Origin of the sequence: Arthrobacter globiformis, assembly GCF_030818015.1 — a bacterium.
In the GTDB taxonomy this organism is placed as follows: Bacteria; Actinomycetota; Actinomycetes; order Actinomycetales; family Micrococcaceae; genus Arthrobacter; species Arthrobacter globiformis_C.
The window spans coordinates 3,386,982-3,402,483 of the sequence record NZ_JAUSZX010000001.1; the positions used below are offsets into that span (position 1 = coordinate 3,386,982).

Annotated in this window: 14 protein-coding genes and 1 pseudogene; 3 read left to right on the plus strand and 12 right to left on the minus strand. The window is 65.7% G+C overall.

Translation table 11 applies throughout. The features are described 5' to 3' along the window. Positions 1 to 67 precede the first annotated feature (67 nt). The 5 genes and pseudogenes from QFZ23_RS15860 to QFZ23_RS15880 form a co-directional block, all read right to left on the minus strand. Positions 68 to 1,638: pseudogene (locus QFZ23_RS15860) on the minus strand (transporter). Then, positions 1,620 to 2,384, minus strand: coding sequence for an ABC transporter ATP-binding protein (locus tag QFZ23_RS15865; RefSeq protein ID WP_306924340.1), 765 nt, complete (start codon positions 2,382 to 2,384; stop codon positions 1,620 to 1,622). The pseudogene QFZ23_RS15860 and the gene QFZ23_RS15865 overlap by 19 nt, the downstream one beginning before the upstream one ends. 73 nt (positions 2,385 to 2,457) lie before the next feature. Continuing rightward, positions 2,458 to 3,555, minus strand: coding sequence for an NADH:flavin oxidoreductase/NADH oxidase (locus tag QFZ23_RS15870; RefSeq protein WP_306926892.1), 1,098 nt, complete (start codon positions 3,553 to 3,555; stop codon positions 2,458 to 2,460). A 5-nt stretch (positions 3,556 to 3,560) separates the two neighbouring features. Continuing rightward, entirely contained in the window at positions 3,561 to 4,553 is a 993-nt protein-coding gene (locus tag QFZ23_RS15875) for a tetratricopeptide repeat protein (RefSeq protein ID WP_306924342.1), read from the minus strand. Positions 4,554 to 4,634: 81 nt separating this feature from the next. Continuing rightward, the gene (locus QFZ23_RS15880) at positions 4,635 to 6,413 is read right to left on the minus strand and encodes a hypothetical protein (protein WP_306924344.1); all 1,779 of its coding nucleotides are present in this window, start codon (positions 6,411 to 6,413) and stop codon (positions 4,635 to 4,637) included. A 192-nt stretch (positions 6,414 to 6,605) separates the two neighbouring features. Here QFZ23_RS15880 and QFZ23_RS15885 point away from each other — a divergent pair, with 192 nt between their 5' ends. Next, complete coding sequence (locus QFZ23_RS15885; protein WP_306924346.1) at positions 6,606 to 7,964, plus strand: AI-2E family transporter; 1,359 nt, start codon at positions 6,606 to 6,608, stop codon at positions 7,962 to 7,964. A gap of 10 nt (positions 7,965 to 7,974) precedes the next feature. Here QFZ23_RS15885 and QFZ23_RS15890 read toward each other — a convergent pair whose 3' ends face one another. Together QFZ23_RS15890 and QFZ23_RS15895 are read right to left on the minus strand one after the other, a co-directional pair. Beyond that, a complete protein-coding gene (locus tag QFZ23_RS15890; RefSeq protein WP_306924348.1) occupies positions 7,975 to 8,775 on the minus strand; it encodes an alpha/beta hydrolase in 801 nt (266 codons plus the stop codon). Positions 8,776 to 8,827: 52 nt separating this feature from the next. Further along, positions 8,828 to 9,184 (minus strand): ATP/GTP-binding protein, encoded by a 357-nt coding sequence (locus QFZ23_RS15895; RefSeq protein WP_306924350.1) that lies wholly within the window; start codon positions 9,182 to 9,184, stop codon positions 8,828 to 8,830. A gap of 129 nt (positions 9,185 to 9,313) precedes the next feature. Here QFZ23_RS15895 and nucS point away from each other — a divergent pair, with 129 nt between their 5' ends. Then, on the plus strand, positions 9,314 to 10,009 hold the full coding sequence (gene nucS, locus QFZ23_RS15900; RefSeq protein WP_306924352.1) for an endonuclease NucS: 696 nt from the start codon (positions 9,314 to 9,316) through the stop codon (positions 10,007 to 10,009). Between the two features lie 282 nt (positions 10,010 to 10,291). Next, entirely contained in the window at positions 10,292 to 10,495 is a 204-nt protein-coding gene (locus QFZ23_RS15905; protein WP_003804766.1) for a cold-shock protein, read from the plus strand. Positions 10,496 to 10,615: 120 nt separating this feature from the next. On the opposite strand, the gene QFZ23_RS15910 is transcribed toward QFZ23_RS15905, so the two are convergent. The 5 genes from QFZ23_RS15910 to atpA all read right to left on the minus strand — a co-directional run bounded on the left by QFZ23_RS15910 (position 10,616) and on the right by atpA (position 15,483). After that, on the minus strand, positions 10,616 to 11,047 hold the full coding sequence (locus QFZ23_RS15910; protein ID WP_306924354.1) for a DUF2550 domain-containing protein: 432 nt from the start codon (positions 11,045 to 11,047) through the stop codon (positions 10,616 to 10,618). Positions 11,048 to 11,057: 10 nt separating this feature from the next. Continuing rightward, positions 11,058 to 11,342, minus strand: coding sequence for a F0F1 ATP synthase subunit epsilon (locus QFZ23_RS15915; RefSeq protein ID WP_306924356.1), 285 nt, complete (start codon positions 11,340 to 11,342; stop codon positions 11,058 to 11,060). A gap of 1 nt (position 11,343) precedes the next feature. Further along, on the minus strand, positions 11,344 to 12,798 hold the full coding sequence (atpD, locus tag QFZ23_RS15920; protein WP_306924359.1) for a F0F1 ATP synthase subunit beta: 1,455 nt from the start codon (positions 12,796 to 12,798) through the stop codon (positions 11,344 to 11,346). A gap of 80 nt (positions 12,799 to 12,878) precedes the next feature. Further along, complete coding sequence (locus tag QFZ23_RS15925; protein ID WP_306924361.1) at positions 12,879 to 13,769, minus strand: F0F1 ATP synthase subunit gamma; 891 nt, start codon at positions 13,767 to 13,769, stop codon at positions 12,879 to 12,881. A gap of 76 nt (positions 13,770 to 13,845) precedes the next feature. Beyond that, positions 13,846 to 15,483, minus strand: coding sequence for a F0F1 ATP synthase subunit alpha (gene atpA / locus QFZ23_RS15930; protein ID WP_306926894.1), 1,638 nt, complete (start codon positions 15,481 to 15,483; stop codon positions 13,846 to 13,848). Positions 15,484 to 15,502: the final 19 nt, after the last annotated feature.

Genomic DNA, 15,502 nt, shown 5'->3' on the forward strand with positions numbered 1-15,502 from the left:
TCAGCTGTCCTGCTAGTCAACCACGGCGGGTCGCCGCCCGGCAGATGAATTCTGGGGTTGGGTGTTTTCAGCGGTTGAGGGTGACCTGGGCCAGGAGCTCCGGGCCGCGGGCATCGAGCCAGCGCCCGCCCACCCGGACCCCCACAATGAACAGTGCCGTGCCAAGGACCGGCCCCAGTGCCAGGTTGATCCAGCCAAACAGCGGGTCTCCGGTGAGCACCTGCGCGAGGACCAGGCCGGCCTCCGGGAGGACCAGCACCAGAAGGACACCCATCCCGCAAAACTGGACGGCGAGCGTCTGCCCCACATTGCCCGGGGGCTTCTTGAACGGGCTGTCGCCGGGAAGTGGCACGGCAATCGTGTAGCGCGCGGACACCACGGAGGACAGGCCCAGCCCGGTCAGCAGCACTCCCACGGACATCCCCAGGATGGCGGGCCACCACGCCCAGTCCCCGTGATGAAGAACGGCACGATGGCGAGGATCAGCACCGTGGGCAACGCGAAGGCAAGGCAGGCCAGGGCACGCCCCAGCCGGTCATGGATTCCCCGCACACCGGCCGCAACGTGCAGGGCGAATGCGGTGTTGTCGTAGGACACATCCCCCGAAATGGACCACGCCAGGAGGAACGCCGTGAGCGGCCCGGTGATCGTCAGAACGCCATAGTCGTTGGTCTGGCTGCCTTGGAAAGCCAGTACAACCGGCAGAAGCGGAATGACCACCAGCGAACCTGAATACCGGGGATCACGGAACCAGTAGGTCAGGGCCCGCGCCGTGACGGCACCGGCCGGCGTCGCGGGCAGAAGGGAGAACAGCCCCAGCCGGCCGCCCTTCCGGCGGCTGCTTCCGCTGTACGGCGGCGTGACCAGCGCACGTTCCAGCAGCAGCTTCCAGCACCAGGAAAGCCCCGCCAGCGTGGCCGCGGCAACGAGCAGCTTGAGTCCCGCCGGGCCGGGCTGCCCGGCTTCGAGATCGCCGCCCAGCGACCAGGCGGCCCCCAGCGGCGTCCAGGAAATCTTGCCGGCCAAGTCGGACAGGAAGGCTCCGGAACCAGCCATGCCCTGGAAAATGCCGGCGGTGATTGGACCCAGGAGAACGAGGGGAACCATGAAGGCGATGCCGCTGACGTCCTTGAACCGCCGTGAGGCCGCCAGGCTCGCAGTAGCCGTAGTGACGACCCGGCAGAACACCACGCAGGTCAGCACGCCCAGGACGGCGCCCACCAGCGCGCCCGCAGCTGGCAGCACGCCGCGGGACCAGGTGACCACGGTGCCCAGGGCGACGAGCGAGGTGGCCATCCCCGGGAGCCCGATGAGGCCGCCGAGCGCGAGTCCGGCCAGAAGCTGCGGCATGGGCACGGCCGACGTCGTGAACCGGGCAGGGTCCAGCGTCATGTCCACGGCCGAGGCAATGACCGGCACAATCCCCCAGCCCAGCAGGGCCGCCGAGCCGCCAAGCACCACGACGGTCTGGGCAAGGCCCGGGTCCTCCTGGCGGAGCAGGACCAGCAGCACCACGCACATGGCGACGATGAACAGCGCATACAGTCCGCCGAACGCCAGCCCCACCAGCTGCCAGGGGCTCCGCCGCAGGCCGTTCCGGAGCAGCGTGAGCTTCAGCCTCAGGAGGTGCGCAACCATTCGAGCCCCTCCCTCTGGCTCCTGCCGCCCACGAGCTGCACGAACCGTTCCTCCAGGGTGGCGCCGGCACGCACCTGGTCGACCGTTCCGGCGGCCAGGATCCGGCCGCCGGCAATAACGGCCACGTGATCGCACATCCGCTGCACGAGGTCCATCACGTGGCTGGACACGATCACGGTGCCGCCCGTGGCCACATACCTGTCCAGGATGTCCCTGATGTTGGCGGCGGAGACGGGATCCACGGATTCGAAGGGCTCATCCAGCACGAGGACCTTCGGAGCATGGATCAGTGCGGATGCCAACGCGATCTTCTTGGTCATGCCGGCGGAATAATCCACCACCAGGGTGCCCGCGTCCTGGCTGAGGTCCAAAGCTGCGAGCAACTCCCCCACCCGGGCCGCCACCACGTTCCGGTCCATGCCCCGGAGCAGCCCGGCGTAGGTGACCAGCTGCTCACCGCTGAGCCGGTCAAAGAGTCGCACCCCGTCAGGCAGAATGCCCATCAGTTTCTTGGCTTCCAGCGGCTGCGCCCAGACGTCCACCCCGTGGACCACCGCCGTTCCAAAGTCCGGGCGGAGAAGGCCCGTGGCCATGGACAGGGTGGTGGTCTTGCCGGCACCGTTGGGCCCGACGATGCCGAAGAACGAACCGGCGGGAACGTCGAGGCTGATGCCGTCCACCGCGATCTTGGTGCCGAAGCGCTTGGCAAGCCCCCTGATCGAAAGGGCTGTTAAGGGAGTGCTCATGCCCTTACCCTAGCCGCGGCCTGTCACCGGGGGGATCCTCCGGAAGGAGTAGAAAACACAGAAGGCCCGGCCGTCAAAAAGTACGGCGCGGCACGGCCCGTTCATACTGCGGCGCCCAGCGCAGGTCGTGGCCAAGTTCAAAGGCGGCCCGGAGCCACCAATGCGGATCCCGCAGTGCTGCCCGGGCGATAAAGACGCCGTCGGCCTGCCCGGTGGCCACCACATGCTCCGCCTGGTCCGGGGACGTCAGCAGCCCCACGGTACCGGTGGCGACTCCTGTTTCGCGGCGGATCCGGGCTGCGAAATCTGTCTGGTAGCCCGGTCCGGGCTGGATCTGCTGGTGCGCCACGGCCCCGCCGCTGGACACATCCACAAGATCGACGCCGCGCTCGGCGGCCTGCGCGGCCAGGCTGACCGAGTTCTCGACGCTGATTCCGCCCTCTGCCCAGTCGGTTGCCGAAATCCGAAGCAGCAGCGGCATGGACTCCGGGATGACGTTGCGGACAGCATCGATGACGGCCAAGGTCAGCCGGTTCCGCCCCTCCGCATTGCCGCCCCAGGAGTCGGTGCGGTCGTTGATCAGGGGGCTCTGAAACTCGTGAAGGAGATATCCGTGGGCACCGTGCAGTTCGATGGTGTCGAAACCGATGTCCACGGCACGGGACGCTGCGGCGGCAAAATCGGCGATGACGCCTTGGATGTCATCCTCCGTCATGGCGGCGGGCGGCGCGTAGCCGTCGAAGGCCTGGGCGCCCGGACCCACCGTCTCCCAGCCGCCGTCGGACGCCGGAACCGATCCGCTCTGGCCGGAAAACGGCCAGTACGTGGACGCTTTGCGTCCTGCATGGGCGAGCTGGGCACCGATCTTGGTGTCGGCGACACCGTGGCGGTGCACGAAGCGGACGATCCGCTCCCAGCCCAGCGCCTGCTCGTCGTTGTACAGCCCCGCGTCGCGTGGACTGATGCGCCCCTCTGCATTCACTGCCGCAGCCTCGGTCAGGATGAGGGCCGCTCCCCCCGCGGCGAATGATCCCAGGTGCATGAGGTGCCAGTCGTTGGGCACGCCAGGGGCCTCGTCGGGTTCACAGCTGTACTGGCACATCGGCGAAACCCAGCCGCGGTGCTGCAGTTCCAGGGACCGCAGCGTCAGGGGCCGGAACAGCGCGGGCACTGCCACTAAAACAGCACCCGGGCCAGGGCCTGGCGGGCCTTGCCCACGCGTTCGTCCGTGGTCCCGACAACTTCGAACAGCTCGAGCAGGCGCACGCGGGCGGTCTCGCGTTCCGGCCCGAAGTTCCTGCCAATGAACGCGACCACGCGGTTCAGGGCATCCTCCACGTGGCCGCCCGCGAGATCGAGGTCAGCCACGCCCAGCTGGGCCGTGAGGTTGTCGGGTTCATCCGCGGCGAGCAGGCGCAGGGCCTCGCCCTCGGGTCCGGAAAGGCTCTGCAGGCGTTCCATGAGCTCCACCTGCGCCAGGCCCGCCTTGGCCTCGGCGTCCGCCGGCATCTCGGCGAGCGCCTGCCGGTAGGCAGCGGCCGCAGCGGCGTAGTCACCCTCTTCAATGGCGTCGAAGGCCTTCTGGTGAAGCGGCGGCAGAGGGGCGGGGCCGGGTTCTTCAGCTGAACCTGCGCCGCCTCCGACGCTGCCGGTCACCCCGTTGGCAGCGGCAACCGTCAGCAGTTCGTCCAGCAGGAGGCGGACCTGCTGCTCGTCCGCGCCACCCTGGAAGAGCGGAACCGGCTGGCCTTTGAGCACGGCGACGGCGGTGGGGACGGCCTGCACTTGGAAGGCCTGAGCCAGTTGAGGGAACGCTTCGACGTCCGCAGCGGCGAGGACCAGCCGGCCGCCGTAGCTCTGGATGTTCCGGTCAAGCGCATCCAGCACGCCGGCTGATTCGGGCGAATAGGCGGCCCAGAGGACAAACACCACGGGCACCTGGGCGGAGAGCTCGATAAGGCTCTGGAAGTTCGCCTCGGTGACGTCCACGCGGAGGGCGGGTCCGCCGTCGGCCTGCGGGGCCTCTGGGTCGCCTGCCGCGGGAGCATTGTTGGGCACCGGCGGCACCGGCGGCGCCGGCCGCTGCTTGAGGGAGGAGAGATCGACGGCGCCGCGAAGGTTAAGCTGGCTCGCGGCCGAAGGGACAGGGCGGGAAGCTGGCGAACTCATAGCTCCCACTCTAGCCACAAGAGCGGCCGCGGTAAGCACCGCGGCCGCTCCAGTGACAGCAGGTTTACGGAAAGCCGTTCCCTACTTGAAGCTGGCGCCAACCAGTCCGCGCGTGGCAGCCACGAGCTTCATCGGATCCTTCGAGGCGGCCGGCGGCACGTACACGGCCACGGATTCGGCGAACTTCAGCACCATGCCGGTGGTGGTTTCCTTGCCGCCGGCGAGCACGGCCGCATCGTTGCCAATGGACAGCTTGTCGCCTTCCGCCTTGGGGGTGCCGTCGAAGTTGAAGGTCAGGCGGCCAAGGACCAGGGCCCCGCCGTCCTCGGTCCGGAACACGACAGTGTTCTCCGGAACAACCTTGTGCGTGAACGCGAACTTGCCGTCCACGCCGTCCTTCACAATGTCAGCCTGGTAGGACAGCGTGTCCGCGATGTACGGGGAGGACTCCCCTTCCACCAGCTTGCTCTTGAACGTGGAGTTGGACTTGGTCAGCCGGTCTGCCAGGCCGGAGAGCGCTTCCTGCCCGCTGTAGAGCAGGCCGGACTTGTCGCCCGCGGCAAGGGACTCCGTGCCGCCGCGTGCGATCGCCGGGAAAGTGGTGCCGGGCTGCAGCGGTGACGTGCCCACGAGCTTGTAGTTCTCCCGCGGGGAATTCTGCACGAGCGTGAGCAGCTGCGGCACAACGTTGCCTTCACCCTGTGTGACGGCCAGGACGGAGCGCGGCCATTCGCGCTTGTCCGTGACCACCGTAGTCAGCAGCTTTGTGGAGCGCACGGGCATGCGTGCATCGTAGGAGGCCACACGCGACCGGATCTTGTAGTTCTGGGTGCGGACCTCAAGTTCCGTCCCGGCAACCCGGGCGGCAAGCTTCTTGGCGTCCTTCGCGGCGTCGCCGGCGTCGGTGGCGCTGGCCACCTGTTCCAGGATGCGGCGGAACTGGGCGTCCAGGACCACCGGCGTGCCGCCGGCTTCAGGGGCCGCGGATGCGCTCGTCGTGGATGCAGCGGAGGTAGAGGCCGGAGCAGACGACGTGCTGGCCTGCGCGGCAGCCGCGCCGCCGGCAAGGACAGCGGCCGTGGTGGCCGCAACCACCACGCTGAGCCGGGCGGAGGAGGGCCGTTCGCCGGCCTTGGCTGCTGCCTTGGCGCGGGCGCGCCGAGCGAACGGGCTGCCCTGCTTGTCGCTGGCCTTGTCAGCGGACGCGTTGCTCGAGGACCCGCCGTCGGAGGATCCGCCGTCGCCGGACGCACCGCCCTTGGGCTTGAGGACCAGCAGTGCCCCACCGGCAAGGATCAGGAGCCCGCCGAGGACCATGAGCGGCACGGCCCACGGCATGGAGGTGTCATTGGGGAACGTCATGGAAATGGACGACGGCGCAGGCTTCTTTCCGTCCGCTGCGAGCAGCAGGGACCAATCGCCGTCGGCCGGGGCGGACCACGTGTAGTCGAGCTCGCCGCTGGCGTTCTCGGTACTGACCCAGAGGTCAGAGCCGGCCGGCGACGGCGCGCTGGCTTCGCCGTCGGTGTGCTTCACCTGCAGCGACTTCTTGTCATCGGAGAGTCCGGTGACCGTATTGTGGGCGGTTTTGCCCACCCAGGCGTCGACATCATCCGGGCGTCCTGCGGCGAGCAGGAAGCTGCCCTCGCCCTTGACCTTGATGGTGACCGATCCACCTTCGAGGGTGCGCAGCTTCTGGTCGATAACGGTCAGGGGCGCGGCTTCGCCGGCGGCGGCCGTTGCCGTCACTGTCTCGGCGGGGGCCCAGAAGGTCGTCTGCCCGATGCCGGCCAGCAGTGTCAGGAGGCCCAGCAGCACAAGTGCAACTGCAGTCTTGAAACGCAAAGGAATACCTATCATCAGCGGGGGTTTACCTCCAATAGTAACCGTTTTGTTACCAATAGGCCGGATCGGGGGGTTCAGGGCCGCGGCTGCCACTCCGGGGAAACGCCGCCCGCCCGGCTATTCACAAGGCTGCTGATAGTGTTTGCGATGATCATCACACCCGGCCCGCAGCCGCGGCGCCACGGACGGTAAAGGCATCAAAAAGCAGTGACTGAACACACGGATCCGTCCACGCGCGGCCCCGAGGATCTGCCCGACGCCGACTCCCCCCAGAGCCTGCCGGCACCCCAGGACTCAGCCGCAAAGAACGCGGCAGGTCACGGCACCGCGCCGCAGCCCGCGACGCCGCAGAAGCCGGCACGGACGAAGACCCGTCCCGCCGCCCTGGACGCGGTGTTGAGGCGCCTGCGCCAGCCAATCCCCGGCGCGCAGCCCAGGCTCCGTTTTGAGTTCCCCCCGGAACATCCCGACAACCTCGGGGCCGAGGAACCCGGGGACAGGGCACGTTTCGGTTCTCCCGGCCCCCGCATCTCGGCGCAGCACCCGCTGTATCTGGGATTCATGGGCACCGTGGGCGTGGGCCTGGCCCTGCTGGTCTACTGGATCGGATCCCACACCACCCAACTCCTGCTCTGGATCGTGGCTGCCCTGTTCATCGCCCTCGGTCTGGACCCGGTGGTGCGCTGGCTTGAGGGCCGGAAGATTCCCCGGCCCGCCGGCATCCTCGTGGCAGTGTCCGTGCTGATGCTCGCGGTCGTCGGTTTCTTTGCCACCCTCATCCCCACGATCGTGGAGCAGGTGACCGAACTCGTAAAGCAGGCCCCGGTGTGGGTGCGCGACTTCATCAACTCGGATTTCTTCCGGACGGTGGACAACCAGTTCGGCGTGCGCGACCGCATCACGGAGGAGCTGGACAAGTTCGTCAAGAACCCGGAGGCCATGAGCGGCATTTTCGGCGGTGTGGTCGGCTTCGGCTCGACGGTGGCCAACGGCCTCTTCGGCACGCTGATCGTACTGGTGCTCAGCCTCTACTTCCTGGCCGCTCTGCCGGCCATGAAGAAATGGGGCTACCGGCTGGCGCCCCGCTCGCGGCGCTCACGGGTCGAGGCGCTGTCCGAGGAGATCACCCGCTCTGTGGGCAACTACGTCATCGGCCAGGCTGTCGTGGCCCTCCTGAACGCCACCTTCGCCTTCATCGTCATGTCCATCATCGGCGTGCCGTTCGCCGTGTTGCTGGCGTTCGTCGTGGCGCTGCTGGCTTTCATTCCGCTGGTTGGTGGGATGATCGCCGGCGTGGTGGTCATCCTGATCACGCTCACGCTGGGGTGGCAGTCCGCCCTGGCCTATGCCATCTGCTACTTCGCCTACCTGCAGTTCGAGGCGTACTTCATCTCGCCGCGCGTCATGCAGAAGGCGGTGGCGGTACCCGGCGCCGTCGCGGTGATCTCGGTGATTGCCGGCGGCAGCCTGCTCGGCGTCCTCGGGGCACTGATTGCCATCCCGACGGCGGCTGCCACCCTGCTGCTCATCAAGGAGATCTACATCGTCCGCCAGGACAAGCACTAGAGCGTCCGCCTCAGACGGCGGCAGTGGCCACCGGGCCTTCCCACTCCTGCGGGAGGCCCGCGGATCCTGAGCCGTCACGCGTAACGTCGTCGACGATCTCGTTGAGCACCCGGGCGGCCTGCTTTTCCCCCACCCACAGGTGCTTGGCGCCGTCGACCCCCACCACCCTGGCCTGCGGCACGAGGCTGAAGCGGGCCTCCGCGGCGGCGGGCTGGAGGTAGTCGTCGTGCTCGGGCACCAGGACGGTCAGCGGCTTGCCGGACGCCGACCAGAGCAACAGGTGCTCGTCGGTGGCGCGGTGCAGCGGCGGTGACAGCAGTACGGCGCCCTCCACCTGGGAGGCCACCGGTTCCACGGCGCCGTACATGAGGGCGAGTTCGGTGCCGAAGGACCAGCCCACGAGCCAGCGGTTGGGCAGCCCCCGTTCGACGGCGAAGCGCACCGCCGCCTCCACGTCGTACCGCTCGCCGATGCCTTCTTCGAACGCTCCGTCACTGGTTCCGCGCGGCGAGGACGTGCCGCGGGTGTTAAAGCGCAGTACGGCCACCCCCGCCAGCGCCGGCAGCCGGTAGGACGCCTTGCGGTACACGTGGGAATCCATGAAGCCGCCGTGCGTGGGCAGCGGGTGAAGGGTGATCAGCGTGGCAGTGATTGGACCCGATTCCGGCACCGCCAGTTCGCCCACCAGCGTATGGCCGTCCTCGGTGCGGATTTCGATGTTTTCGCGCCGGGCGGGAAGCACCGTGGAGGCGCGGATCGCGGTGGCTGCTGATGGCTGGCTGAAAACGTACGACGCCGGGTCAAAAGTCATGCGCACCAGCTTATCTTCCGGCCGGGTTGCCCCCGGCACGGGTCACCTTGCGTTACCGGTACCGGAAGTTGCGGGACGTCCAGCAGTTGGTGTGCCAGTGGCGCCGCTCGGCCAGCCCCGCGGCAGCTCCGAACAGGTGGTCGTCCGCCCAGACCACAAGGTGGGCGATCCCGGGCAGCACAGCGGTGGAGCAGCCCGGGCAGATGTACGTCTTTTCGGCGTTGCGGGCTGTCATGGTCCGCACCATCCAGTCGCCGTCCGGCGCACTTTCCCGGCGGCCGATTCCCGCGCGGGCCCGCTCCAGGTCAAGTTCCGGGGCGGGACCTGCGCCGTGCTTTCCTCCGCCCGGGGCATTTCCGGCCGCACCGCGTCCGGCTTTGGCGCGGCGGGGACGGTTCGAGCGGGGCATGCCTCCATTCTGCCTCAGCCGGTGGCCCTCCCCTGCCCTGCATGACACCGTGCTACTGCAGGCCAAGTGTCCCACCGGTGAACGGCGCACCGGCCGAGAAGGGGCTGCGGAGAAGGTATGGTGTAGGGCGTGCGTCTCGTCATAGCCCGTTGCTCCGTTGATTATGTTGGCCGGCTCAAAGCCCATCTCCCCCTCGCCACCCGGCTCCTGCTGGTGAAGGCCGACGGTTCCGTGCTGGTGCACTCCGACGGCGGCTCCTACAAGCCCCTGAACTGGATGAGCCCGCCCGCCGTTCTCCGCGTCACATCCCCGGAGGAGGCCGACGTCGAAGTGGGCGTCGTCGAGCAGTGGACCGTGCAGTCGGCCAAGACGGACGACAGGCTCATCATCAACATCCATGAACAGATCCACGACAGCTCCCACGAACTGGGACAGGACCCGGGCCTGATCAAGGACGGCGTCGAGGCCGACCTGCAGCGGCTCCTCGCCGACCAGATCGAAACCCTCGGCGAGGGGTTCTCCCTGATCCGGCGGGAGTACTTCACCGCCATCGGGCCCGTGGACATCCTTGCCCGGGACGCGGGCGGCGCCACGGTGGCCATTGAACTGAAGCGCCGCGGCGACATCGACGGCGTGGAGCAGCTGACGCGGTACCTTGAACTGCTCAACCGGGATCCGCTGCTGGCACCGGTACGCGGCATCTTCGCGGCCCAGCAAATCAAGCCGCAGGCCAGAGTGCTCGCGGCGGACCGCGGCATTGACTGCGTGACCCTGGATTACGACGCGATGCGGGGCGTTGACGACATCGAATCCCGGCTTTTCTGACTGCCCGGCTCCGTAGCCACCGGTGATCAGCCGTTTACTCCGGATTTGCCCAAAATTTGCCGGAATTCGCGTTTTGCCCGTTGACCAGACGGTTTGCCCATGAAATTCTTATATCAGTCTTTGTGTAGGTGTTTTTCATGCTCGCAAGACATGTTGCGAGCGCGAAGCTCCTGCAACGCAATTCCGGTTATCGGGAGTGCAGGCCAGGATTCTTCTCGCGGAGTAACCAAGACCAGTACGAGGTGTGCTGGCCTTAAAAAGTTCCATACTGAGGAGAAATAAATGGCACAGGGAACCGTCAAGTGGTTCAACGCTGAAAAGGGCTTCGGCTTCATCACCCCGGACGACTCCGATGGCGATGTCTTCGTTCACTACTCCGAGATCCAGACCGGTGGCTTCAAGACCCTCGACGAGAACCAGCGCGTTCAGTTCGAAATCGGCCAGGGCGCCAAGGGTCCCCAGGCTACGGGCGTAACCGTCGTCTAGATTTATCTCAAACGAAATGATCCTCGGCATTCGTGCCGGGGATCATTTTTTGTGTCACTAATATTTTCAGGTTTTGAAACATTCGCTGGCGCCGTATTGTGGCCGAGAGGGAGCTGGAACTCAGCGCCAGGTCCCGACGCCGATGACCGGCCCCGCTTCGAGCCACGAGGACAGGCCAGTGTAGGCGTCGAACTTCATTGCCAGGAAAACGTCCTGTCCCTCGTACCGAAGTTCCACGATCACAACGTCGGGCTGGACCTTGACCAGCTCAGCCTCCGTGGGCTGGCGCCGGCCCAGCAGCTCAAGGGAGCTCCGTTTGAAGCGGTGGCGGGGCCGGACGCTGAGAGACAGCAGTTTGAACCACTCCAGCTCATTGTCCTGATAACGACAAACCCCCATCCGCCAGCTCTTTCCAGCCGTACGAATGGAGGCGTCCACCGTGCCCAGGGCGCGCCGCAGGTTGAAGCGGCGCACCCCGAAAAGGCACAGCGTAAAAATCAGCACCGCAAACACGGTCGCTATGGCGATGAACGGAAAGGAAGTAACGTCCATCAGGGTTGTGCTATCGGATCCCCGCAGTGGCCGCGTCACCCAACTGGGCGTTGTCAGCAACAATTACCACCCGGTTGTTGTCGACGGAGAAGAACCCGCCGTCAACATCTACGGCAATGCGGTCGCCGGAAACCGGCTCGATTGCCAGCTGACCCTCGGCCAAAATCGCCAGCACGGGCGAGTGGCCGGGCAGGATTCCGATTTCACCATCGCTGGTGCGGGCCTTGACCATCTTGGCCGCCCCGGACCACACGAAGTGGTCCGCTGCGACAATCTCAACCTCAAGCTCAGCCATATTACTTGGTCTGTTCCTGAATCTTGGCCCACTGGCGCTCGACGTCGTCCAGGCCGCCGACGTTGAAGAACGCCTGCTCTGCTACGTGGTCAAGTTCGCCGTCGCAGATGGCGGTGAAGCCTTCCACGGTGTCCTTGATGGAAACGGTGGAGCCCTCAACGCCGGTGAACTGCTTGGCGGTGTAGGTGTTCTGGGAGAGGAACTGCTGGATGCGGCGTGCACGCGACACGACGATCTTGTCCTCTTCGGACAGTTCGTCAACACCGAGGATGGCGATGATGTCCTGGAGTTCCTTGTTCTTCTGCAGGATCTGCTTCACACGGACAGCCGTGTTGTAGTGGTCCTTGCCGATGTACTGCGGGTCCAGGATTCGGGACGTTGACGTCAGCGGGTCCACGGCCGGGTACAGACCACGGGAAGCGATTTCACGGGAAAGTTCCGTGGTCGCGTCCAGGTGTGCGAAGGTCGTGGCCGGTGCCGGGTCGGTGTAGTCATCTGCGGGGACGTAGATGGCCTGCATCGAGGTGATGGAGTGGCCCTTGGTGGACGTGATGCGCTCCTGCAGGAGACCCATCTCGTCGGCAAGGTTCGGCTGGTAACCCACCGCGGAAGGCATGCGGCCCAGCAGCGTGGAAACCTCGGAACCTGCCTGCGTGAAGCGGAAGATGTTGTCGATGAAGAGCAGCACGTCCTGGTTCTGGACATCGCGGAAGTACTCCGCCATGGTCAGGGCGGACAGGGCCACGCGCAGACGCGTTCCCGGCGGCTCGTCCATCTGGCCGAACACAAGCGCGGTGTCCTTGAGGACGCCTGCCTCTTCCATTTCAACCCAGAGGTCGTTACCCTCACGGGTACGCTCGCCGACACCGGCAAACACGGAGGTACCACCGAAGTTGCGGGCAACACGGGTGATCATTTCCTGGATCAGAACGGTCTTGCCCACGCCGGCGCCACCGAACAGGCCGATCTTTCCACCCTTGATGTACGGGGTGAGGAGGTCGATGACCTTGATGCCCGTTTCAAGCATCTCGGTGGAACCCTCAAGGGACGCGAAGGACGGGGCCTTGCGGTGGATCGGCCAGTAGTCCGAAGCCTGGATCTCGGACTCGTCGACGTCCAGCGGCTTGCCGAGGACGTTGAAGATGTGGCCCTTGACGCCGTCGCCAACAGGCACGGAGATCGGCGAGCCGCTGTCCACTACGGACGTGCCGCGGACCAGGCCGTCGGTTGCCTGCAGGGAGATTGCGCGGACGAGGTTGTCACCCAGGTGCTGGGAGGTCTCGAACGTGATGGTTCTGGTCTCACCGTTGAGAGTGATCTCGGTGGTGAGTGCGTTGTAAATCGAGGGGATTGCGTCAGCCGGGAATTCGACGTCGACAACCGGGCCAATGACACGTGCAATACGGCCGGTGGCACCGGACGTTGCGGCTACGTGTTCGGTAGCGGTGGCAGTCATCTCTCTCACTTCACTCGTAGATGGCGTGGGGTTAAGTTTATCTGTTGGTGCAGGTCTGGCTGAATCCGAGATCCCGGCGGCTAGGACGCGAGTGCGTCGGCACCGGCCACGATTTCGGAAAGCTCCTGCGTAATCTCTGCCTGGCGAGCGGTGTTGCGCAGACGCGTGTACTTCTTGATGAGGTCCGTGGCGTTGTCACCGGCGGATTTCATCGCCCGCTGGCGTGCAGCAAGCTCAGAAGCCGCAGCCTGCAGCATGGCCGCGAAAATACGGGACTCGATGTAGCGCGGCAGCAGGGCGTTGAGCACCTGTTCCGGCTCCGGTTCGAACTCGTACAGCGGCAGCAGCTCGGCTTCGGAGGTCGCCTGCTCTTCCACAACTTCGAGGGGAAGAAGTCGGATGACGGTCGGCTCCTGGGTCACCATGGACTTGAAGCGGGTGTACACAACATGGATCTCGTCCACGCCGCCCTCTTCGAAGTCGATGGCAAAATCCTCGAGCAGCGCCGCGCCGATTTCCCGTGCCGTGGCGAACTCCGGGGCATCGGTGCTGCCGGTCCAGACGCGCCCGTACGGGCGGTTCCGGAACTCGAAGTAAGCCTGCGCCTTGCGGCCCACCAGGTACGTCTTGACTTCCTTGCCTTCGGCACGGAGCAGTTCGTTCAGGCCTTCGGCCTGCTTGAGCACGCTGGCGGAGTACGAGCCTGCAAGGCCGCGGTCCGAGGTGATTACCAAGACAGCGGCCCGGCGGATTGACTCCGGCTCGGTGGTCAACGGGTGGTCGATTTCGCTCTGGCTTGCGACGGCGGAAACAGCGCGCGTGATCGCGTTCGCGTAAGGCAGTGAAGCTGCTACCCTGGCGCGGGCCTTGCCGATGCGCGAGGTAGCGATCAGTTCCATCGCCTTGAAGATCTTGCGCATCGACGTCGTCGAGCTGATCTTCTGACGGTAGACCCGGATCTGGGCTCCCATACTTATCCTTTCCTAAGATCCCGATGGCCGGGACTGCCGGATCCCCGAAGGGTTCCGGCAGTCCCTGCCAGCGAAACTAGCGCTTCTGCCTGACGATTTTTTCCTGGTCGACCTGACCCTCCGAGATAGCTTCATGCTCCTCGTGGCCCGCACCTACCAGCTTGTCGTCCCCTTCGCCGAAGAAGCCCTTCTTGAAGTCCACAATGGCGGTCTTCAGAGCTGCCACGGTGTCGTCGTCCAGGACGTTGGTCTGAGCCAGCGTCGTGAGGATGGAGGACTTGTGCTTGAGGTGCTCCAGGAATTCGGACTCAAAGCGGCTGATGTCCTCTACCGGAACATCGTCCAGGTAGCCCTGGGTGCCTGCCCAGATGGACACGACCTGGTTCTCAACCGGGAACGGCGAGTACTGGCCCTGCTTGAGCAGCTCCATCAGGCGTGCACCACGGGTCAGCTGCTGGCGGGATGCAGCATCGAGGTCGGACGCGAACATCGCGAACGCCTGCATGTCGCGGTACTGGGCGAGATCCAGCTTCAAGGTACCGGAGACCTTCTTCATGGACTTGACCTGGGCGGCACCGCCAACGCGGGACACCGAGACACCCACGTCAACAGCGGGCCGCTGGTTGGCGTTGAAGAGGTCCGACTGCAGGAAGATCTGGCCATCGGTGATGGAGATCACGTTGGTCGGGATGTAAGCCGAAACGTCGTTTGCCTTGGTTTCGATGAGCGGAAGACCGGTCATCGAGCCTGCGCCGAGGTCGTCGGAGAGCTTGGCACAACGCTCCAGAAGGCGGGAGTGCAGGTAGAACACGTCGCCCGGGTAGGCTTCGCGTCCCGGCGGGCGGCGGAGCAGCAGCGACACGGCGCGGTAGGCTTCCGCCTGCTTCGACAGGTCATCGAACACGATGAGGACGTGCTTGCCGCCGTACATCCAGTGCTGGCCGATTGCCGAACCTGCGTAGGGGGCAAGGTACTTGAAGCCGGCCGGGTCGGAAGCCGGGGAGGCAACGATCGTGGTGTACTCAAGCGCGCCGTTGTCCTCAAGGGTCTGGCGGATAGCAGCGATCGTGGATGCCTTCTGGCCGATCGCAACGTAGATGCAGCGCACCTGCTTGGTGACATCGCCCGAAGCCCAGTTGGCCTTCTGGTTGATGATGGTGTCGATGGCGATGGCCGACTTGCCGGTCTGGCGGTCACCAATGATCAGCTGGCGCTGGCCGCGGCCGATCGGAATCATGGCGTCGATGGCCTTCAGGCCGGTCTGCATCGGCTCGTGCACAGACTTGCGCTGGGTAACGCCCGGCGCCTGGAGTTCCAGGGCGCGGGTGGTCTCGGCCTTGATCTCGCCGAGGTCGTCGATGGGCACACCCAGGGGGTCAACCACGCGGCCGAGGAAGGCGTCGCCGACCGGCACGGACAGAACCTGTCCGGTGCGGTGAACTTCCTGGCCCTCTTCGATGCCGGTGAAGTCACCGAGGACGATGACACCGATCTCGCGCACGTCGAGGTTCTGGGCGAGGCCCAGGGTGCCGTCTTCGAAGCGAAGCAGCTCGTTCGCCATGACCGAGGGAAGGCCCTCAACACGGGCGATGCCGTCACTTGCGGCGGTCACACGGCCGACCTCTACGCGCTCAGCGTTTCCGGGTTCGTAGGACGCCGCGAATTCGTTCAACGCATTACGGACGTCGTCGGCGTTGATGGTCAATTCGGCCATCTGCAGTCCCTGCTCTCCT